Annotated in this window: 24 protein-coding genes and 1 pseudogene; 8 read left to right on the top strand and 17 right to left on the bottom strand. The window is 44.2% G+C overall.

All coding sequences use genetic code 11. From position 1 onward, the window contains the following. Positions 1–113: 113 nt before the first annotated feature. Entirely contained in the window at positions 114–254 is a 141-nt protein-coding gene (locus LCY76_RS05800) for a hypothetical protein (RefSeq protein ID WP_156418955.1), read from the top strand. A gap of 112 nt (positions 255–366) precedes the next feature. Here LCY76_RS05800 and LCY76_RS05795 read toward each other — a convergent pair whose 3' ends face one another. From LCY76_RS05795 to LCY76_RS05785, 3 genes are all read right to left on the bottom strand, one after another. Continuing rightward, complete coding sequence (locus LCY76_RS05795) at positions 367–837, bottom strand: DinB family protein (RefSeq protein WP_248251831.1); 471 nt, start codon at positions 835–837, stop codon at positions 367–369. A gap of 99 nt (positions 838–936) precedes the next feature. After that, positions 937–1,140 carry a hypothetical protein gene (locus LCY76_RS05790; protein WP_248251830.1) on the bottom strand — a complete coding sequence of 68 codons (204 nt, stop codon included), beginning with the start codon at positions 1,138–1,140 and terminating at the stop codon, positions 937–939. Between the two features lie 270 nt (positions 1,141–1,410). After that, a complete protein-coding gene (locus tag LCY76_RS05785; RefSeq protein WP_248251829.1) occupies positions 1,411–2,043 on the bottom strand; it encodes an SDR family oxidoreductase in 633 nt (210 codons plus the stop codon). Between the two features lie 238 nt (positions 2,044–2,281). Here LCY76_RS05785 and LCY76_RS05780 point away from each other — a divergent pair, with 238 nt between their 5' ends. After that, entirely contained in the window at positions 2,282–2,503 is a 222-nt protein-coding gene (locus LCY76_RS05780; RefSeq protein ID WP_062236130.1) for a hypothetical protein, read from the top strand. Between the two features lie 91 nt (positions 2,504–2,594). Here the strand turns inward: LCY76_RS05780 and helD are convergent, their stop codons facing one another. Then, complete coding sequence (gene helD, locus LCY76_RS05775; protein WP_248251828.1) at positions 2,595–4,943, bottom strand: RNA polymerase recycling motor HelD; 2,349 nt, start codon at positions 4,941–4,943, stop codon at positions 2,595–2,597. Between the two features lie 368 nt (positions 4,944–5,311). On the opposite strand from helD, the gene LCY76_RS05770 reads away from it, so the two are divergent. Further along, on the top strand, positions 5,312–6,673 hold the full coding sequence (locus LCY76_RS05770) for an alkaline phosphatase (RefSeq protein WP_272885574.1): 1,362 nt from the start codon (positions 5,312–5,314) through the stop codon (positions 6,671–6,673). A gap of 116 nt (positions 6,674–6,789) precedes the next feature. Here the strand turns inward: LCY76_RS05770 and LCY76_RS05765 are convergent, their stop codons facing one another. The 3 genes from LCY76_RS05765 to LCY76_RS05755 all read right to left on the bottom strand — a co-directional run bounded on the left by LCY76_RS05765 (position 6,790) and on the right by LCY76_RS05755 (position 9,406). Further along, entirely contained in the window at positions 6,790–7,326 is a 537-nt protein-coding gene (locus LCY76_RS05765) for a GNAT family N-acetyltransferase (RefSeq protein WP_248251827.1), read from the bottom strand. 117 nt (positions 7,327–7,443) lie between these two features. Beyond that, positions 7,444–7,689, bottom strand: a complete 246-nt coding sequence (locus LCY76_RS05760) for a DUF3949 domain-containing protein (RefSeq protein ID WP_248251826.1) — start codon at positions 7,687–7,689, stop codon at positions 7,444–7,446. 64 nt (positions 7,690–7,753) lie between these two features. Beyond that, the gene (locus tag LCY76_RS05755) at positions 7,754–9,406 is read right to left on the bottom strand and encodes a sensor domain-containing diguanylate cyclase (RefSeq protein ID WP_248251825.1); all 1,653 of its coding nucleotides are present in this window, start codon (positions 9,404–9,406) and stop codon (positions 7,754–7,756) included. Between the two features lie 171 nt (positions 9,407–9,577). On the opposite strand from LCY76_RS05755, the gene LCY76_RS05750 reads away from it, so the two are divergent. The 3 genes from LCY76_RS05750 (at position 9,578) to LCY76_RS05740 (ending at position 11,028) form a co-directional block, all read left to right on the top strand. Then, a complete protein-coding gene (locus LCY76_RS05750; protein WP_248251824.1) occupies positions 9,578–9,763 on the top strand; it encodes a hypothetical protein in 186 nt (61 codons plus the stop codon). Positions 9,764–9,768: 5 nt separating this feature from the next. Further along, positions 9,769–10,587 (top strand): serine/threonine protein kinase, encoded by an 819-nt coding sequence (locus LCY76_RS05745; protein ID WP_248251823.1) that lies wholly within the window; start codon positions 9,769–9,771, stop codon positions 10,585–10,587. 96 nt (positions 10,588–10,683) lie between these two features. Then, positions 10,684–11,028 (top strand): 4-fold beta flower protein, encoded by a 345-nt coding sequence (locus LCY76_RS05740; protein WP_248251822.1) that lies wholly within the window; start codon positions 10,684–10,686, stop codon positions 11,026–11,028. On the opposite strand, the gene LCY76_RS05735 is transcribed toward LCY76_RS05740, so the two are convergent. Continuing rightward, on the bottom strand, positions 11,015–11,701 hold the full coding sequence (locus tag LCY76_RS05735; protein ID WP_248251821.1) for a Dph6-related ATP pyrophosphatase: 687 nt from the start codon (positions 11,699–11,701) through the stop codon (positions 11,015–11,017). The two genes, LCY76_RS05740 and LCY76_RS05735, sit on opposite strands and share 14 nt — an antisense overlap. A gap of 92 nt (positions 11,702–11,793) precedes the next feature. Between LCY76_RS05735 and LCY76_RS05730 the strand changes: the two genes are divergently transcribed. Both LCY76_RS05730 and LCY76_RS05725 read left to right on the top strand, forming a co-directional pair. Beyond that, a complete protein-coding gene (locus LCY76_RS05730) occupies positions 11,794–12,258 on the top strand; it encodes an HIT family protein (protein ID WP_248251820.1) in 465 nt (154 codons plus the stop codon). Continuing rightward, the gene (locus tag LCY76_RS05725) at positions 12,239–13,078 is read left to right on the top strand and encodes a PP2C family serine/threonine-protein phosphatase (protein ID WP_248251819.1); all 840 of its coding nucleotides are present in this window, start codon (positions 12,239–12,241) and stop codon (positions 13,076–13,078) included. The genes LCY76_RS05730 and LCY76_RS05725 overlap by 20 nt, the downstream gene beginning before the upstream one ends. Positions 13,079–13,144: 66 nt before the next feature. On the opposite strand, the gene LCY76_RS05720 is transcribed toward LCY76_RS05725, so the two are convergent. The 9 genes and pseudogenes from LCY76_RS05720 to LCY76_RS05680 form a co-directional block, all read right to left on the bottom strand. Then, on the bottom strand, positions 13,145–14,677 hold the full coding sequence (locus LCY76_RS05720) for an MDR family MFS transporter (protein ID WP_248251818.1): 1,533 nt from the start codon (positions 14,675–14,677) through the stop codon (positions 13,145–13,147). A gap of 158 nt (positions 14,678–14,835) precedes the next feature. After that, positions 14,836–15,594 carry an ABC transporter permease gene (locus LCY76_RS05715; protein ID WP_248251817.1) on the bottom strand — a complete coding sequence of 253 codons (759 nt, stop codon included), beginning with the start codon at positions 15,592–15,594 and terminating at the stop codon, positions 14,836–14,838. A gap of 2 nt (positions 15,595–15,596) precedes the next feature. Further along, entirely contained in the window at positions 15,597–16,358 is a 762-nt protein-coding gene (locus LCY76_RS05710) for an ABC transporter ATP-binding protein (RefSeq protein WP_248251816.1), read from the bottom strand. A gap of 13 nt (positions 16,359–16,371) precedes the next feature. Then, a pseudogene (locus tag LCY76_RS05705) lies at positions 16,372–16,569 on the bottom strand (pentapeptide repeat-containing protein); the annotation flags it as partial. Positions 16,570–16,650: 81 nt separating this feature from the next. Beyond that, a complete protein-coding gene (locus LCY76_RS05700; RefSeq protein WP_248251815.1) occupies positions 16,651–17,361 on the bottom strand; it encodes a bactofilin family protein in 711 nt (236 codons plus the stop codon). Positions 17,362–17,384: 23 nt separating this feature from the next. Beyond that, positions 17,385–18,107: a bactofilin family protein gene (locus tag LCY76_RS05695; RefSeq protein WP_248251814.1), complete on the bottom strand. Its 723-nt coding sequence runs from the start codon at positions 18,105–18,107 to the stop codon at positions 17,385–17,387. A gap of 12 nt (positions 18,108–18,119) precedes the next feature. Next, positions 18,120–18,743 (bottom strand): YhbD family protein, encoded by a 624-nt coding sequence (locus LCY76_RS05690; protein ID WP_248251813.1) that lies wholly within the window; start codon positions 18,741–18,743, stop codon positions 18,120–18,122. Positions 18,744–18,963: 220 nt separating this feature from the next. After that, positions 18,964–19,440, bottom strand: coding sequence for a hypothetical protein (locus tag LCY76_RS05685; RefSeq protein WP_248251812.1), 477 nt, complete (start codon positions 19,438–19,440; stop codon positions 18,964–18,966). A 43-nt stretch (positions 19,441–19,483) separates the two neighbouring features. Continuing rightward, a complete protein-coding gene (locus tag LCY76_RS05680) occupies positions 19,484–20,308 on the bottom strand; it encodes an STAS domain-containing protein (protein WP_248251811.1) in 825 nt (274 codons plus the stop codon). Positions 20,309–20,410 lie beyond the last annotated feature (102 nt).

Below are 20,410 nucleotides of genomic sequence, written 5' to 3'. Positions count from 1 at the left end.
TTGTGAACGAGGCAAAAAAATTAGCACATATTAGTTTATTTTGACTGATAAAGAGGAATAAAGTATCAGGAAGAATTGTTCCATATTCTAAACGTGCAGGGCAGGGTTAACTTATGCTAAAAAAAACAGAGGTTATGCTGTTCATGAAGGAAATCGCCATGCTTACGGATGAATATTTACGTTGCAGAGACCGATTTCTGAAAGAACAGATAAAAAATGATATCGATTTTCTGCATTCAGTGATTCATTCATAATTTCATTTGTTCATGATGAACACTGTTTCGTTCTTTACTTTTCACTTGTGTCTGTGTTTGAAATTCCATCCATAAAAAACCCAGAGAGCCGTTTTTTGCTCTCTGGGTTTTCTTAGTTTTTAACGACCGTACGTTCAATAAGAAGTTTGATCGCATGCAGCTGTCCCAAATGATTGGATTCATGAAAAACAGCCATGTTTGCTAGTTCACGGAATGTTTCCAGACCAAGGAACGGCTTTTTCAATTTTTCATCCAGTGCTTCTTCCGGGATGTCTTTAATTCGTACGAGCTGATCCTGCAGCTGAGTGACCAGTTCTTCAACGGATGGAACATTTCCCTTCCAGTCTGCCGGCTTTGTTCCTTTGCCAAACAATTCTACATAGTTTTCGGGCAGATGAGCTGACTTTTTCGGAAAACCGAAAAGAAACTGCTCAGTTACGGTTAAGACATGTCCGATGTGCCAGTGGATGGTATTGTTGAATCCTTCCGGCTGAACATCAGCCATTTCAGCGGGAACTGCGCTGGCATTTTTCAGAAAAAATCCTCTTGTCATTTCAAACTGCTTGTAAAGGTACTGATTCATTATGATCATCTCCTCAAATATCTTTATCTTCTTTTCTACTGTAACAAAAAATCCACTAAAAAAGCAGATTAAAAAGTTTGGCTCAATTACGCTCTTTTTTCAAGATCCCTTGCTGTTTGACTCATTTCTACCCTTTAAATATTCACTGAACATAAAGGCAACAAGCCCCAGAAGAAAGCAGAGAACCGCCAGCCAACAAATACCGGACGCCACTACAAAGACCGCCATTCCAAACATATTCAATGCCATGACCAAAATGTCAAAATGCAGGAAAAATTCCTGATACAATCCCTTACTCTTCATCTTTTCACTCTCCTGTTTTCCACATTCGCAAACGGTCCTCCAATATTTGCTTCGTAAGCCTCCCTGCGGCAACTGCATCTCTTTTTAAAATTGTATTCAACAGTTCATTATAAAATTTTCTTGAGCTGAAGGTTCCAGTCAGAAGCAGCATAGTCCTGGGCAATGTCCTTCAGCTCATCCAGTTCCAAAAACAATTTGTTGAATTTTTCTTATTTTGTAATTAAAAAAGCCGGCCATGCTGGCCGGCTTTCGCACATTCATAAATGCATTTTACAGTGATTTTAAAGCATCAGCTACTTGCTGATCACCCTCAAGAATTTCAAAGATTTTATGATTTGCATTTTCAAGATCCAGGGATGCTACTATCACTTTGGCCACATCGGCGCGGGCAATACTCCCACTCCCCAAGTTCTGACCAATATTAATTTTGCCTGTTCCTTGTTCATCGGTGAGCGCACCTGGCCTGACGATCGTATAATGGAGCCTGCTGGATTCAAGCCGGTCATCCGCTTCCCCTTTCATCTCTAAATAATGCTGTAGCTCTTCCGGTCCTTTCTCAGGAGTTCCTGCTCCCATACTGCTCAGCATAATAAACCTTCTCACCTTTTGTTTTTCAGCTTCTTCCATTATGTTGATCGCACCATCTCGATCAACTGCTTCCGTTTTATCCGGACCCGTTTTCGAACCGGAACCAGCTGCAAAAATAACCGCATCACAGCCTTTTACTGCTTCAGAGACATCTCCTTCGAGATCAGCGAGCACGATTTCGGCTCCTAGACTTTCCAGATCATTGGCCTGTTCCTTCTTCCTGATCATCGCCTTGGCTTCATGTCCTGCTTTTTTTAATTCCTGCAGAATTAATCTTCCTGTAGTTCCGTTTGCTCCTGCGACTAATACTTTCATTTTTACAGCTCCCTTCCCGCTTACTATTAACGATACTTACCCTCTTCAAACCTAACTTAGTCTGTATCTTTCTCATTTTCAGACGGTAATATAAATACTCCTTTCCCTCTTCCGATTTTGCAGAATTTTCGATATAATAAGATAAATTATTACAAATAAATTTCTTTTTGCCTGTATAAGAGTAAAATGCTAGAATTGTGGTATAAAACATATATATCCATACGGAGGTGGTCCCGTCATGGTTTCGTTAGTCAATCACGTTTGCCGGCAGCGTTCCTGGTCAGTTGGACAGAAAGAGATTTTAGGTAAAGAGTTTGAATCTGTAGTAGGAGCTTTGCAGAACTGCCATGAAAATGAAGCAGTCGTATGCAGAGTCGATGACGATTCCGTCTGCGTTACAAATATCGACAATATTCACGAGCTTGAGGAAATTGGCTATAAGGTCGTAGCTACCAATTAACACACCCGAACAGGGTGTGTTTTTTTGTTTAAGCTTGACATACAAGCAAAAAACCTGCCTTGGGCAGGTTTCATGGTATGCAGGTTTTTTGTCAATTATCTCTCACGAAGGTATCTTGAGGAACCGCAGTGATGAACGGAGAAATCGCTCCGCGGCAAAACAGATAAAGTTCGTGCATGGCACGGGTACACACCGTATAAAACAGCCTGCGCTCCCTTTCTTTACCGTATTGCAAATTTGAAGCATCGTATACCAGTACCGCATCGAACTCGATCCCTTTAGCTAGATAAGATGGAATGATCAGCGTATCCTGCTTGAAAGAAGAAGAATCTTTCTTCATGAGTTCTACATGAACCTTATCTTTCAGGCTTTCGTAAGCTTCCTCACATTCTTTCGCCGTCTTGCATATCACAGCGATCGTCTTTACCTGTTTATCCTGCAGTTTACGGATAATGTCAGCAATGGCTCGAGTATGGTCCTCTTTCTTTTCGTATTGTTTCAGCACCGGCTTTTCTCCATCACGGTTAAAGGGAATGATGGATTCCTTCTCATGCAGCATTTCCCGTGTAAATTCAACGATCTGTCTTGTGGAACGATAGCTTCGTGTTAAAATAATGCGTTCTGTATGGTCTTTTCCATAACGCTCATACAGCATCTGAAACGCATCACCCGTGGAATGGGCATAAATCGATTGATTGAGATCACCTAAAACGGTCATTTTGCTTCGTGGAAACAGGCGCTGAATGAAGGCAAACTGAAACGGAGAATAGTCCTGTGCCTCATCTATAAATACATAGCGTACTGCCGTATTGGTCTGAAACCCTTCCAGCCGTTCTTTTAAATATAAGTAAGGAGTTGCATCCTCATATAAAAGTTCTCCATTGCTTAAGGTTTCAGCAGTCAGCCTGGCGATTTCTTTCCAGCTGCCAGGAAGCAGATACTTCTCCTTCCTCTCCCAGGATAACCCCTCGCCTGTAAAGAGCCTCATGTACAGCTCCTTAAGATTAATGAACGTTAAGGACTTGATCCACTTTTTCAATGGCTTAAATGCTTTGGAAACCACATACGCCGATAACAGTCTCTGCTCCTGTTCAAAATCATTAAACGAATCTTCCGTGTATTGCTTTTTCTTCTTTAGTTTTTGATAGAGCCTGACGTACACTTCTTTATCGAGCAGCTGTATTTTTTCTTCCACCCACGGTTTTTTACGCTCGGTCTTTTCCAGTCTCCTGACCTCACTCACGAGCCATTCGGATACAAGCTTCATGCGGTCCGGAATGGAAACCGAAAAGGAGAAAGAATAAAATTTTTCTTTGATTTGTTCTGCCGAGATCAAGACTCTCCCTCTAAATGAAACAGATTTAAAGAGCATATCCTCATTGCGCAGATGAGCGATATACGCTTCGATCACGTTCATGAAATCAAGTGATGCTTTAAAACGGATGCCCTCCAGCCTGACTTTGTGATCCGGATGGTCTTCCGCAGTAAGTACGGCCTCCATCTGTTCCAACGGATCTTCAAGATTGTAGGAATCGCCAAGATGGTGATACACATACTGCTGAAACGTCGTCTGCAGCATATTTTCTTCACCCAGCTCAGGCAAAACGTTTGAGACATAGCTGTTGAACACGTTGTTGGGAGAAAAGAGTACGATCTGGTTGGCCGAAAGTGTTTCTCTGTATCGATATAAGAGATAAGCGACACGCTGCAGGGCCGCTGACGTTTTTCCGCACCCGGCAGCTCCTTGGACAATGAGAAGGTTCCCCTTCGTATTCCGGATAATTTGGTTCTGTTCTTTTTGGATAGTGGCCACGATGCTTTTCATCTGAGGATTAGCCTGCCGGCTCAGTACTTCCTGTAGCAATTCATCACCAATGGTCACACCCGTATCAAACATGCTCTTGATCTGGGCATTCCGGATGATATATTGCCGTTTCAGCTCCATCTCTCCTGAAACGGTACCTTCCGGCGCCTCGTATTCCGCTCTTCCAATTGAATGGTCATAGTATAGACTGGAGATGGGCGCCCTCCAGTCATACACTAGAAATTCATCTGCCTTTTCATCATAAAACGAAGCGATTCCGAGATAAATTCGATCTGTCTTGGCATCCTTCTCTTCTTTAAAATCTATTCTTCCGAAGTAAGGGGAGTCACTCAGTTTTACAAGGCTTTTTTTCTGGTCTTCAGCGTTTTTATGGCTGCGTTCCAATTCAGACAGCAATTCTGCCTGCTGCTTAATACTGGCTGCGGTTTCTGCTGCCTCATGCGCATCGTCAAAGTTGACGGTCACATCTTCCCAGAAGTCTTTTCTGATTTGGACCACATCTTCTTTTTTCCCGCCAAGATGCTCCTCAAGAACATTCATTTTCTTTTTCACTTGATCAACAACCGAATTAACGCGTTCCTGTTCTCTTTGCCATTCTGTTTCCCACTGGTTCATAACCCCTCTCCTTTATCTGCAAATTTCCATGCTAAAATTCTTGACAAAACAACCACTTACCTATTATAATAAATTTGGGTAAATTTAATCTTATATTTACAATTTCCGGTAAGTCGCAAACTTGATTTTAGCACACCGGCTGTACGTCAAGCAATGCTTTTTCTAAATAATTGAGTAAATAAAACTGCTAAAGAGCCATGGGAACGTTCCTGGCTCTTTTTTTTGTGTCAACTCCTTTGTTTATTACCTCAGCACCTCTTGTAATCTAGTACCATTTAGGCAATACCTATGGTCCATTGAGTGCCTGAAAGATTATGAATATACTTAAATTGACAAATAAATATAAAAAATTACAGGAGGGGACGACAATGATAAGGGATAATTTTAAACGCTGGCTTCCGCTGGCCTTGGTAACTGCTGTCGGGCTTGGAGGCCTTTCAACCTCAATGCATGGTGATGCCAAAAACCTTAATACAAAAAAGGAACCGGAAATTAAAAATGTGATCTTTCTGATCGGTGATGGTATGGGGCCAGCGGCTACAACCGCATTGCGCTACTGGAAGGATGATCTGAATACGGTTGAAATGGAGAAAACAGCATTTGACAGCTATTTTGTCGGTAAACAAATGACCTATGCTGATGATCCTGATGAGAACATAACGGATTCAGCTTCTGCTGCCACAGCCATGTCGACTGGGGAAAAAACGTACAATGCGGCCATTGCTGTTGACAATGACAAATCTGAATTGAAGACTGTCCTTGAGGCCGCAAAGGCTCGCGGTAAATCTACCGGACTAGTTGCTACCTCAGAACTTGCCCATGCTACCCCCGCTTCTTTCGGTGCCCATGACCCGAGCCGAAAAAACATGAACGAGATTGCCAGTGACTATTTTGATGAGAAAATTAACCGCAAACATAAAGTGGATGTGCTCCTCGGGGGTGGTTCAGCCAACTTTATCCGTGATGACAGAAACTTGGTGAACGAGTTCAAAAATGCTGGCTTTAGTTATGTTACAACTAAAGAACAGCTTCTTCATAACAAGAACGAACAGATCCTGGGTCTTTTCTCTAAGGGCGGAATGCCTAAAATGATCGACCGCAATCATGACCTCCCTTCCCTGAAAGAGATGACCAACTCTGCGATCCAGAGGCTTGACCGGGATAAAGACGGCTTCTTCCTGATGGTTGAAGGCAGCCAGATCGACTGGGCGGAGCATGATAATGACATCGTCGGAACGATGAGCGAGATGCAGGACTTTGAAAAAGCCTTTCAGGCCGCTGTCCAGTTCGCCAAGAAGGACAGGCATACACTCGTTGTTGCCACAGCAGACCATTCAACGGGCGGGTTGTCGATCGGAGCAAACGGCAAGTACAACTGGTTTGCTGATCCGGTGAAAGCTTTTAAGCGCACACCTGACTTCCTCGGTGAAACCATTGCGTCAGGAGCTGATGTGGAACAAACATTGCAGAAATATGTAAATTTTACGTTAACCGAGAATGAGATGAATAGTGTAAAAGAAGCAACAAAAACCAAGGATATGGCTAAAATCGATGCTGCCATCGAAAAAATAGCCGATCTCCGTTCCAACACAGGTTGGACGACCACAGGCCATACGGGTGAGGATGTTAACGTTTATGCGTACGGACCAGGCAAGGAGAAGTTCGCCGGGTTAATCAACAATACCGATCAGGCGAAAAACATCTTCAAAATCCTTCATACAGGGAAGTAAGAAAAGCGTAAGCACCCTGTTCAAGTCCGACAAGCACTGGAGCTAAACATTACAACCATGAATATTCGAAGAGAAAAACGCCCTGCGATTCTTCACCGGGCGTTTTTACTTTTCTTTTATTGTTTCGGCTTGTCATAGATGTTAAAGCCGCTTTCACTTGTTCCGCGAAACGTAAAGCCAGCACCGCTGTAGAACCGGTTTAAGCTTTCATTGCTGGCAATGCAGTCCAGGCGGATGACGGATTTTCCGTTAAACGAAATGCCATTCGTTACCCAGTCCAGGATATCCGCTCCTAAATTTTTTCCAGCGGTGTTTCGGTCAATCGCCAGACGGTGAAGGTAAATCGCTTCCCCAAGATCATCTCCCCAAAGCTCAAGATCCCAAGCACTCGCCTTCTGAGGGAGCATGACCACCCCTACTATTTTATTTTCTTTATTTTTAAAAACGAACACGTTTCCGTCTAAAATGGATTGAGCCATTCCATGAACATCTTTACCTTCAAGCAGCTCGCTCCACTGCATCGATCCTTTGCTCTGCAGCCATTGTGCTGTCCGGACAAGCAATGCCATAACTTCCTCTGTATCCCCTGCAGCAGCCTGGGACGCCCGGATATCCTTATTAACGGCTGGATTTATAATGTTAAAATTCTTCAAGCTGATCCTCCTCATTCCGCATTCCTTTTTAAATTATCAACTATTTGGCGAAAAAACAACTAAATGACATAGGAAAAGCAACAGCGCTTTTTAGTAAGCACCGCTGCTTTTATAACATTATCGATGTTTCAATTTATAAATCAGACTGGCGACAAGAGCAGACGGCAGATTAAAAAGATTACCCTGAACATGATAATGTAGCTGCTCTTCCTGGACTGGCATTTGATCATACATTTCCTGCTGGCTTAACGAAGTGTTTCGGCTCCGCTCTTTCATCCCGGAAATATAGGAATATTGAACAGGAATCATAATGATAAAATACAGAATGGCAATAGCTCCGAAAAAGATATACGCAGATGTCATGAAAAACGCCCCCCCTTCTTTTTCCATATTATAACATTGTTCCTTTTCAATACATCTTCGTTTCTTATTGCACGGCTTGTATTGATGGAAGATCGATAAAATTCACTTGGTTTTTACCTGATTTTTTCGAAAGATATAAGGCCTGATCTGCCAGCTTCATCACATCTTCAATATCTTCACCGTTCATGGGCCAAACTGCACCGCCAATGCTGCAGCCGATTGTTAAACTGTTTCCATTGAACATAAAACGTTCATTGAGCACATTGATGATCCTGCACCCGATCCGCTTCCCTTCTTCAATCGGATCACCTGATGAAGATTCGATGAGTAGAACAAATTCATCGCCACCCAATCTTGCCACATACTCGCCTTTCCTGAGGTTTTGTTTTAACCGTTTCCCCACTTCCTTCAGCAATTCATCGCCGATATGATGGCCGTATGTATCATTGACATGCTTGAAGCCATCTAAATCCATAAACAGAAGAGTGAAATACCCGTCAGCAACCACCCTTGCACTCCGGATAGCCTGTTCAACCTGCAAATAAAGGGAGAGGCGGTTGGGCAGTCCTGTCAAAGCATCGTTATGAGCCAGATCTTCCAATCTGCCAAGCTCTGATTCTGTTTCACTTAATGAAGCCACAAGATTGCGAAGGGAAGACGAAAGAACCTCGATGTCCTTTATCCCTCTCACTTGCGGAATCTCTACTTTATTTCCTTTACGGAGTTCATAGGCTGCGTTTGTAATTTGCTGCAGCGGATCTGCAATTTTTCCTGCAAGCAGCCATCCGGCAATCGCGAACAGCACTGAACAAATACCTCCCAAAAACAAGATAAAGGACTGAAGGTTTTTTGCAGGAATAAATGCAGCATCTTCCGGCTGCCTTACAATGATAGCCCAACCGAGGCCTTGATAGTCCAAGTGACCCTGTCCCAATGCATAACCGGTTAAATAAGTTTTTCCATCCGGCCATCTCTCAAGGTTCCAATGATTTTTCTTTTGCTGTGCCTGTTTTACACTTTTAAGGTGCAGTGGTTTTCCAAGCATATGTTTTGCACCGAGAAGGATCGTGTCCTGTTTGGCGCTGACAATGAAAATTTCAGTACTGCCCCTCTCACTTTTCATGGGCTGCAATACAGTATCCCGGATCTCTTTTGACCACTCCCAGCTCAAGTGTGCGGCCAATACCCCTTTGAAATCACCGTTTTTCCCATATACAGGTGTGCTGATATCCACGAACTGCACCGGCTCACCGGACGGATTAGGAAGCAGCTTTGCCAGAAGAACCGCATCATGGACATCTCCTATGAAAGGAGCCTTTTTCGCTCGCTGGAATACAGGGCGTTCCTCAATGTTTTTACCTTTTAAAATTCCTTGTGTGGATGCAATGACATTTCCTTTTTTATCAGTCAGTCCAACCCATGAAAACGAGGGAATGCTGTCGTGCAGACGATTTAGCATTTTTTCAATGCTTTCCGGGTGCTTCTGTTCTTTAAGCTGATCGAGCTCACTCAGCACTTTAATCTCACCATAACGCGACCACATAAAGTAATCCAGCTTATCAGCCATTTGATAGGCGTTCTGTGACAGCGTTACTCCAATTTCCTTTTTAATATCAGCTCCCGACCTCTTGCTGATGGTGATGCTTAAAATGCCCGACAATATAAAAATCAAAATAGCAATTGTTAGTGCGACTAGTGTTCTTAGCTTAATAGACAACTTGGTTTGCTCACTTTCTACACCAAGTAAAATACTATTCTAATATCGGCAGAAATTCTTTTTGTTGCAGTTTCTTCACGTAATTTCTATGGATTAGCCTACAGCTAATATGGGCAAAAATGAAACTAAACTGAAGTAGAGCCGTATAGTTAGGAAAGGAGTTGATTTTTCATGTTAAAAAAATTATTGAAATCAATACTTGGCGGAAGCCACAAACGATACAGCAGCAGTGATTACCATAAACATTCATATAAGAAGTTCAGCAGCAGCGACCATGGGAAAAAACATTACGGAAAAAGCCATGGGCATTCTTATTACAAAGGAAAACGCAGAAAAAGCGGCTTCTTCAGCAGCTGATATCCATGATGTTTCATTGGGCAAAGGATCTGTATCGGCTGATCCTAGACCGGCCGCTTAAGCCGGGCACTACCCTATTTGGCCGTTATCGGATCAATAAAGCGCTGGGCATGGGGAGTTACGGAATCACGTATACCGCTTTAGATAAGTATTCCGGAAAAACAGTGGCGGTTAAGCAGCTGAGGAAAACAAAGGCTTGGACAAAAGCTGGCCGGCAATTCTTTGAGCGGGAGACTGGAATTCTTAAACAGCTGAATCATCCTGCCATCCCCACTGTTCATCAGGCTTGGCAGGATGACTGCGGCCGGTTCATCGTCATGGATTATGTATCCGGAAAAACGTTTGAGGATTTAATTTTTGAAGAGGGCATTCGCTTTACGGAGGTGGAAGCTCTTTCGATTTTGAAAGAGGGACTGAGCATTGTCAGCTCTTTTCATGAAAAAGGAATCGTCCATCGTGATCTCCGCATTCCCAATATTATTTCGGACCAAGGAAAATTGCACATTATCGATTTCGGTCTTGCTTGCAGGCTTTCCGAGGATGATGACCATCTGGTTAAATACAAGCAGCGGAATCCAATGAGGGAAGCCACTATAAAAAGCGACTTCTATGCTCTTGGCCACTTTCTGCTTTTTCTTCTCTATTCGAGTTATGAACCTGAAACGAAAAAGGAGAAAAGCTGGGAAGAAGAGCTATCATTGTCTCCAGAAGTCCAAAGTTTGCTAAGACGACTTCTGCAGATTGATGAGAGCTTCAGGTCTGCAGAGGAGATCATCAGAGAAATAAATCCTTTGTTGCCCTCACATGAAGCGAAAACGATATAAAAAAGGAGAACTGGCCTCAGTTCTCCTTTTCTCTGTTCACTTTTCTTCCTGTACACGAATAATTTATGGTTAAAGTTTGAATAACGGAGGGTTGTTATGTTTCCTCTTTTTAATCATCAGCATCATCATTTCGGATGGCTTGATCAGACAACCAATGGATTAATCCTGGACCGCGATGGGCGCATCGTTGCTACGCCGAATTCTATCACACGAGTGACTGTATCCGTGCCAGCTGTTCCTGCCGTTCCTGCAGTCCCGGCTGTTCCTTTCATTCAAGCTCCTCATCCTCCCGTGCCTGTATCCTTTTCTTCACCTTATACATTTCCGTATTATTCATCTCCGTATTCATCGCCCTACTCATTTCCTTACTCCTACTCCATCTCCTATCCGTTTCCTCCATGGTCGCCGTTTTCCTTTCCAGGTTGGTTCAATCCGTATTGACTGCAGCCGATTTTTGTAACGAGAGCTCCATCCGCTTTGTTGTTTCAAGTTCCATGATTTCCCCCGGCATTACTGGGATGCGATAGCGAAACAATGGTCCGCTGTATACGTAGCTGTGGTATTCACCTGCCTCCCCCATCGGGCAGATACCGGTTTCCTGAATATCTTTTAAGAACGAAGCGTCTATTTCTCTTCCCAGCCACTTCACTTCAAGATGCGCGTTGGATACTCTAATAATTTTTGCTTGATATCCTGATTCAACGAAGTTCTTTAACGCTGAAGGTGCTTCTTCTTTTTTCATCCACAGCGGATAAGCGGCTTCAAGGCCCGCTTGATCAGCGACGTTTTCTCCCCAATTTCTGTGCTCATCCAAATACAGGTCCCCATAAGCCACTCCGTCCAATTTGTATTTTTGTTTGAAGGATTTTAGTTCGGATATAAAATTTTCAGTGTAGGACTCGAACGAACACGGAATCCATTCAAGCGGAATGCCGAGTGACTCAGCCTGGGCCTGGATGAGCTCCGTTCTTTCTCCATGTCCAAACGTTCGGCCGATTTCTTTTGGAAGGGTCGTCATTAGACATGCCACTTCTTCTCCTTGTTTCACAAGCTGATCAAGCACCATACACGCATCCTTTCCTCCACTCCATGAGAGCGCCCATCTTTTCGCCATTATGATTCCTCCTTTATTATTTGGAAAACTATTCCTTAAATAGCTGATATCGTATATAATTTGAAAAATATCAAAAAAGGGAGCTGTCCTGTATGAGTGATTCCTGTTTTATATGCAGCAAACACAAAGGCACAATAACAACCGCCGGCAAGATGATCTACGAAGATGATTATGTATACATTGGCCATATCGATAAAGGCGAAAATCCTGCTTACCTTGGATATGTCATGATTGATTTAAAACGCCATGTACCGACATTGGCCGATATGAACCTTGAAGAAGCAAAGGCTTTTGGTGTAGCCATGGCAAGAATCAGCAAAGCCCTTAAAGAAAGCGAAGGAGCAGAACACATTTACGCCCGTGTTTCCGGACATGGTGTTCCTCATCTTCATATGCATCTGACTCCCCGATATCCTGGCACGCCTGAAGAATACTGGGGACCATGGGAAGTCCTGGACTGGGAAGACGCTCCATTTGGCACCGGAGAAGAAGTCGATGCGGTGTGCGAGAGACTGAGAGCTCAAATGGAGATGGACTATGAAACAATTAATGAATGAAATCAGCTGGGTCGGCAGCTCCCATCCTTATATTGACCAGCCTGCCATCTCCTCCCTTCATCATATCACGGTCGGAAGATATGGAGGAAACTCTCTTGCCGGTGCCAATAAGAATGAAGACGGCTGCCTCGTATGGGCTTGTGAAAAGGGAGATTGGGAGTTTGCTGCCATACTTGATGCCCATTATAGTGCTGAGAGTGCCGAGCTTGTCGTTAAAGAGCTGGAAGCTGAAAAAGAGCAATTGCTTGAAGCGTTCAGACTTCAGGCACCTGATTGTTTTACAGAGGTGGAGTCACGCATAGTTTCGTTGTTTAAGAGCGCTGATTTTCGTGCGAAGTGCCAAAAAGTAAAAGGTGAAACCGCCTGCCTGATCGCGTTCCGCAAAGAAAATTATGTGTGGTGGCTTTCAATCGGTGATTGCGTGCTTTACCTGTTCCATCCCGAACTGGCACAGTTTAAGCAATATCAATTGAACCTGCGGAACTTTTATGAGTGGATCGGGAAGGTGAATACGTTTGAATTGCCTGTTCCTGGTTACAGCTCAGGAGTGCGCGAGCTTCGCAAAGGAAAAACCGTACTGCTTCTTGCTACGGATGGGATGATCGAGTGCCCTGATGCTGGATTTGAGGAGGCGGAGAAGGTGTATCGTCAGTTTGCTGATGACAGCAGTGTGGAGGAAGGTGTAAAGCGGCTTCTGCATTCGGTACAGACTCATCATAGCCGCGACAGTGCCACATTGATAGCCTGGACAGTACATAACACAGAAGAAGGAAGCGAACCGAGCGACGGTCGCGTTCCTCCAGAGCTGAGAAAGGAATAAAAGAACGTAAAAAACGCGAAAACGCGGTGCCGAATAATTTGGCATCGCGTTTTTTTATTTCGGGTGTCAGGCACCTTCTTTTGACACTTGTGTAACACCGGTGCCTGGCACCGTCATTCGGTCCTTGCTCATGAGGAAGACGAACAGGAAGGCAACCGCTGCCGGAATGAGTGCCCACATGAAGGTATGGACGATGGAGTCGGACAAGGCGGCGGTGATCTTTTCCAGTATTGGCGCTGGAATCGCTGCCCTCGCCTGTTCAGAAAGAATCTGTCGGGCATCGCCTGCTCCGCTGCCCCGCATCGTTCCTCCCATTCCTTTAAATGTTTCCTTGAGCAGTGATTCCAGGTCGCTCCTCTGAATCGTACCGAAGATGGTAATTCCGAGCGTCATGCCGAGTGAACGGATAAAGTTGCTCGTTGATGTAGCGGATCCCCTCTGATGCATGCCGAAATTATGGATAGCGGCCATGCTGAGAACCGAGAAGGAGAATCCTACTCCAAGGCCGACGACGATCATGTACAGCGTTAGTACCAGTCTGCTTGTATCCGGCGTGATCGTGCTCAATAAAGCAAATCCAGCAATCATGATGACTCCAGAAAGGAACATGATGCTGCGGTAACTCATTTTAGAAGTAAGGAATCCTCCGACCTGTGCTGTAACCACAGAACCCAGCATCATCGGCAGCAGGATCAGCCCTGAGTTGGTCGCTGTTCCACCGTACACGCCTTGAACAAAAATAGGAATATAAACGGTAGCAGCCATGAAAGTAGCACCATAAAAGAAGGCGACAACAGTGCTCCCCGCAAACAAGCGGTTCTGAAACATTTTAAAGGAGATGATCGGTTCTTCCGCTTTTCGTTCCACTCCCAGGAACAGCAGGAACAGGATAGTAAAGCCGGCAAACAGACTGATGATCTGCCAAGATTCCCAATCAAACTTCTGACCGCCGAGCTCCAGCGCAAACATAAGGCAAACAACTGCTCCAATCAGCGTAACAGCTCCGAGCCAGTCAATTTTTTGCCTCGTATGAACGTGTGATTCTTTGTAGAATAAGCCAACGAATACTAACGCAAGGATTCCGAGCGGCAGGTTAATGTAGAAAACCCAATGCCAGCTGATGTTATCGGTGATATAAGCTCCCAAAAGGGGACCGAAAATGCTGGAAAGCCCGAAGACCGCTCCAAACAGTCCGCCCATCTTTCCTCGCTTTTCTGGAGGAAAGATATCAAAAACAATGGTAAACGCTATCGGAATCAAAGCTCCTCCGCCAATCCCCTGAATCGCCCGGTAGATGCCGAGCTGAAGAATGCTGTCGGCCGTTCCGCATAGTGAGGAACCTGCCATAAACAGGATCAGTCCAAAAATAAAGAATCGTTTTCTGCCGTACATATCAGAAAGCTTCCCGAAAATTGGCATTCCTGCCATTTCAGCTACCATGTAAGCAGAGACAACCCATACAAAGCTTTCAAGGCCACCCAGATCACCCACGATCGTTCCCATCGCAGTAACAACAATCGTGTTATCCATCGATGCCATCAGGATGGCAAGCAGCAGCCCCGCTACAACAAATCCTAACCTGCTTTCTTTTTGAATCATTTCAATTCTCCCTATACACGTTTTAATTTTTTCAATCCCTTATAAAACCCGGCCTTATTGTTATATGCCGCCGAATGTGCTTCCTGACCCATTCCTTGTGGTGCCTTTGATTGCGGTTGTAGCTGTACCTCTGCTAAACTATTTTTCCGTTACATTCTTCATACCCGCTTTTTATACGCCCTCATTGCAAAGATATAAGCCACTATCATAATCCCAACGCACCACGCAAGAGCAATCCATATGTCATTACCCACTGGCTGCCTTGACAACAACGCACGAATGGATTCCACTATCGAGGTTACCGGCTGATTTTCAGCAAAGGCGCGAACTGCCGACGGCATCGACTCGGTTGGTACAAACGCTGAACTGATAAACGGCAGGAAGATTAGAGGATAGGAAAAGGCACTTACACCGTCCACCGATTTTGCGGACAGTCCGGCAATCGCCGCGATCCAAGTCAGGGCGAGCGTAAACAGCGCGAGTATACCGGCTACGGCGAGCCATGACAGCACCCCGGCCGATGATCGAAAGCCCATAATGAGCGCTACGAGAATGATTACGACTACAGAAATAGCGTTGGATACCAGCGAGGTTAGCACGTGCCCCCACAACACGGTGGAACGTGCAATCGGCATGGAGTGGAACCTCTCAAATATGCCCCTTTGCTTATCTAAAAACAGGCGGTAAGCCGTATAAGATATACCACTCGCAATCGCTATCAGCAATATGCCGGGCATCAGGTAGTTCACATAATTATCCGTACCGGTTTGGATTGCACCACCAAACACATAGACGAACAGCAGCAATAATGCAATCGGCGTGATGCTGACCGTAATGATGGTGTCCATGCTTCGCAAAATATGGCGCATGGAACGTCCAAGCATAACACCCATGTCGCTGAAAAAATGTGTATTCATTGTTACTTTTCCTCCTTTTTATTGATGATTGCGAGGAAGATTTCTTCCAATGAAGGTTGTTTTTCCACATACTCCACCTTTGCAGGTGGAAATAGCTTTTTCAGTTCCTCAAGCGTGCCGTTGGCAATAATCCTGCCCTCATGCAAAATGGCAATTCTATCAGCAAGCTGTTCAGCCTCCTCCAAATACTGAGTGGTCAAGAATACAGTCGTACCACTCTCAGCAAGTTCTTTGACTATCTTCCAAACCTCGATGCGCCCCTCGGGGTCTAGCCCGGTAGTCGGTTCGTCGAGGAAAATAAGCTGCGGTTTTCCCACAAGGCTCATGGCGATGTCGAGCCTGCGGCGCATGCCGCCGGAATAAGTAGACGTCCTGCGATCAGCGGCCTCCAGCAAACTGAACCGTTTTAGCAGCTCATCCGCTACTTGGCGTGGATGTTTAAGGTGCCGCAGTTTGGCAATCATGATCAGATTTTCCCGCCCTGTCAAAACCTCATCCACAGCGGCGAATTGCCCGGTCAGGCTGATTGACTGCCGCACTTCATCGTCCTTTGACATAACCTCGAATCCGTTTACGAAGGCAGTCCCTCCATCCGGTTTCAGCAGCGTGGTGAGGATTTTGACAATCGTTGTCTTACCTGCACCGTTGGAGCCAAGCAGAGCAAAAATATTTCCCTTTTCCACCTCGAAATCGACACCCTTTAGGACCTGAAGCTTCTTGAAGGACTTTTGCAAACCTTTTACTTGAATGGACTTGTTTGGCATATTCTTCTCCTCCTTATATAACAGTAACCTTTGATAAATCTGCTTCCTTGCCTTTTAGCGCGGCATAGGTCAATTTATCCATCATTGCGCCATCAAAACAGATGGATTTAATAACACGGTAATATTTCTTAGACAAGGTAATCCTCGAAATGAAAGACACATTTTTGAGTGTTGCGCCTCTAAACGAAACTTCTTTTATCGCTGCATTTTCAAGGGTTCCCATACCCGCTTTTGACGGAGAAGCAGTTTCATTCATATAAAAGCCTCCTAGGCGACTGCCTTCAAATTCCCTTTAATCTATTTTCCGGTGTTCTTTAACCGATGATCCAGATAGAGCCTTAAACTCTTCATAGTACTCGACCAACCCGATTTCACAGCCAGAACCGATCCGTACGAATTTCCCCCGCACCACATCAGCCGTTGTATTTTCCAGAAAGATATCATCGCCTTCAATGGTCTTAGCTTCAAGATATCCTTCATTTTTCATGAAAGGCAGGAAGGCGCCTTTCTTTTGGACACGGATTGTTTCTCCGCCCATCTCCTGAACGTGGCTCGTGCTGTACCTCAGCTTGACGTCTATCACATCTGCATTCAGAAGGCCCGAAACCTCAAAAAGGCCGCTTGATACAAATTCCTCTGCTTCAAGATCCCCTTTTACAACTATACTGCCCTTGAGGTCCACCTTATTCCCGGTAAATCTTCCGGCAACCTCCACCGTTCCGAGGATCTTTGTGTTGTCGATCTTTGCTGATTCTCCGATTGAAAGCGTTCCAAGTACTTTCATGTTTCGCACGTCCAAGTTCTTTTTCACTTCGGTCTCGCCAAAAATTTCAAAAACTTCTGCTTTGGCGTTTCCGGACACCTCACTCGATCCGTATGTTTTAAAAAAGGTACATTCAAAATCGTCAGTGATGGTTCCCTCTCCCGTAATTTTCACTTTATTGTACAAGCCTCCCGATGCGCTTCCTGAACCGTTCATCGTAAGGTTATTTGCTTCCGCCATCGTAATCCTCCTTCCGTTTGTCGTTATATTTTTTTGATTTCTCTTACCTTTGCGTTATCATCCTGATGGAGTGTCCCTTGGTATTCAACCAAATCAATTTCGCAATCAGGGCCGATCGTAACATTGTTCCCCCGAACGACATCTGCCTTTGTGCTTTCAAGTTCAAGGTCATCGCCTTCAATTAGTTTTACTGTCAGCTTGACTGGGAAAAAGGCTTTGAAAAGATGATAGAAACGACCCTTTTTTCCTTTTACTTTAATGGACTGTCCGCCCATTTCGGTAACTGAGCTTTCACCGTGAAGTCTGATGTCAATTTGATCTGCACTCAGCAGGCCTCCGATGGTAAACTGGCCGTCCGCTTTAAAGGTTTCAGCTTCACAATCGTTTGCAATGGTTACTTTTCCATTGATCTTGATTTCATCGGCTTTAAGGCTGCCCCCAATTTTTCCCGAACCTGATATTTTCATTTTGTTGGTTAGGCTTACGCTATCGGACACTGAGCCGTTCCCTTCAATGGCAAAGTCGTTTCCCTCCACTGCGCCTTTAACTTTTCCGCTTCCGCTGATTTTTGCATTTTGCATTTTTAAATGACCATGTACAGTTCCTGACCCATTGCACTCAAACCGGACACATTCAATATTGCCGTTCAACGTGCCTCTGCCATTGAGTTTGACCTTCTCGAAATGTCCGCCATTCGATGATCCGTATCCATTGATGGTAAGATTTCCTTTGATCCCGCTTTGCATAATCATCCTCCTTTACAAATTTGTTTTTAGCTCTTCTACACAGCTCGTTACAGAAAGCCTAACTGTCACTTTTGATCTCTGGTCAACCATTATACTTTCTGCTCCTGACAGCAGCAGGCATGAAGTAACGCCAAGCTTTCGGATAAACAAAAGTTCGTATTTGCTCTTGCTGAGTGAACCTCGGGCTTCCTTAAGGACTTGAAGGAGCATCTTTCCTTCGTCGAGACTGATGTCTCCGGAAGTCAGCAGCTTATCTAAGATAAACACCTCCAACAGTTCATCAAACCGAAACTGCTCGATATTTCCATTTTCATTCAAATACAGATCAAGCACCGCTTTTGAAACAATGTTTCGCTGCAGTAGTTCATCTTTTGTGATTTTGGTCTCCGTTTTTACGGAAGGTGAGAACCGTTCTGCAAGTTCATCGAGAGAAAGCGTTTCCTTCATCGATTGAATCTTGTCGATTCGTTCAAGCACTTTATCCTTCGGGAAGAACGTCTCCTGGCCTGTAAACGTTGATTTGCGCACAAACCACTCTTCAGGAATGAGGTTTTTCCTTTTCCAGCGGTACAGCTGTCCATAAGAAATTCCAGCCAAATCTAACAGGTCTTTTTTTGATATCAGTTCATTGCTCAAGTTAGCGACTCCTTTCTATTCTGATATCAATGTAACATAACACTGTTACGTTTGTAAATACAGTATATGTAAATTTATTTTATTGGTGCCATTTTATTTGTGCCAGGCACCGGCATTTGACACTTGTGTAATGGCAGTGCCTGGCACAAACAACAAAAAACTAAAATCAAAAAAAGCGGCGGGACTGATCCCGCCACTTCCTCATCCTGATTATATTTCGTTAGCTTCCTGCTGCTTTGTTTTGCTCAAGAGCCGCTGGCTTGATCTGGATCTTTCTTCGGTTATCTTTTTCTTCTGGCACATCCAGCGTTGAAAGAATCCAGTGGTCTGGCAATGCGCCCTCTAGCTCTTTTACATCTTCCGCACTCATTTCCAGTGAAACAATGCCCTCTTCATTGATTTCAAAATCATGGCCATCCTTGAAACCAAAGCGTATCTTCAAATAGTTCCTCAATCCGTTGATCGTCAGGAATTTAAATTCGTAGCCATGATAGATCGCTGCTTTTACTTCCTCTTCATGCTGTTCTGCATACGAAAACATGTACTCCCAATCCAGATCTTCTCCCGCTGGCTGTAAGGCTTTCACATCTTTTTCTTTCAATGCGCGAAACAGTGTTTCGTTATCCAGCCCGGCTGCTCTGGAAAGTTCTATTCTTAGACCAGCAGGCATCGGCAGCCTGGATATTGTTTTTTTCAAAGTTATACCTCCTACTAGAAATAATTTATGAATGCAGACCGTCTTAAAAATATTCGGCTAACGTTTGCTGAAGCGTTCCTTTTGTTGACGCCTGATCATCAAACGAAACATCGAAATGAATCATTTTCCTGACGAGTTCCGCACGCAGACCCGTAATGACAGCTTCACATCCCATCAGCGAAACGCCGCTCAGCACTCTTTGAAAATGGTGGATCACATTAATATCCATATCTGTAATGCCTGATAGATCCATAATTAACGTCCGTATTTTTAAATCCGAAATGTCCGTTAATACTTTTTCTTCAATGGTATGCACACGGTACACATCAATAACACCGATTAAAGGAAGAACCGCTATATGAGGACTGATCGGTATAATAGGAACCGATAAATGCTCAACCATTTTTCGCTGAGCGTTGATTAATTCATCTTTATAAGCCGAATAGCTTATGAAAAAACCATTAAGAAATTTATCGATGCCGTCATTGATCCGCTTCTCCATCTGAAAAAACGATTCTCTATAGTCTGAAATGCTGAGTCCATGTGTGTTCAGTTGATCATATTCAAACAGATAGTGCCACAGCGTCCTTCTAATTGCATGTACCCACTCCAGTTTAAGAGTAAGGGTTAAAGAATGCTCTGCCCAAGCCACTCCCTCTTGCTGAGCAAAGGAAGTAAGCTCAGTTTCTTTCCTTTCCACGACATACGTTACCAGCTTCTCAGCGTTTTTCAAAAGATCAATATTTCCTGATCGTAAAATATCATTTATTTTCGCTGCGACTTCTACAGCCTCGGATAACAGCTTATTTTGAAAATCTTCTCTGTGCATGATGATAAAGTCCGTAATCTTCTTTTCATACTGTTCCATTAGTATCTTCTCCTTCCAAAGATAAGAAATGTTCTCTTTTCTTTGCATAAACATATAAAAAGCTGGTCCGGCTTGTCGTTTTCGCCTGTTCGGAACCAGCTC

This window comes from Fictibacillus marinisediminis (assembly GCF_023149135.1).
Taxonomy (GTDB): domain Bacteria; phylum Bacillota; class Bacilli; order Bacillales; family Fictibacillaceae; genus Fictibacillus_C; species Fictibacillus_C marinisediminis.
The sequence above is the reverse complement of the archived record's forward strand: the minus strand, read 5'-3'. Positions and strand labels throughout refer to the sequence as shown.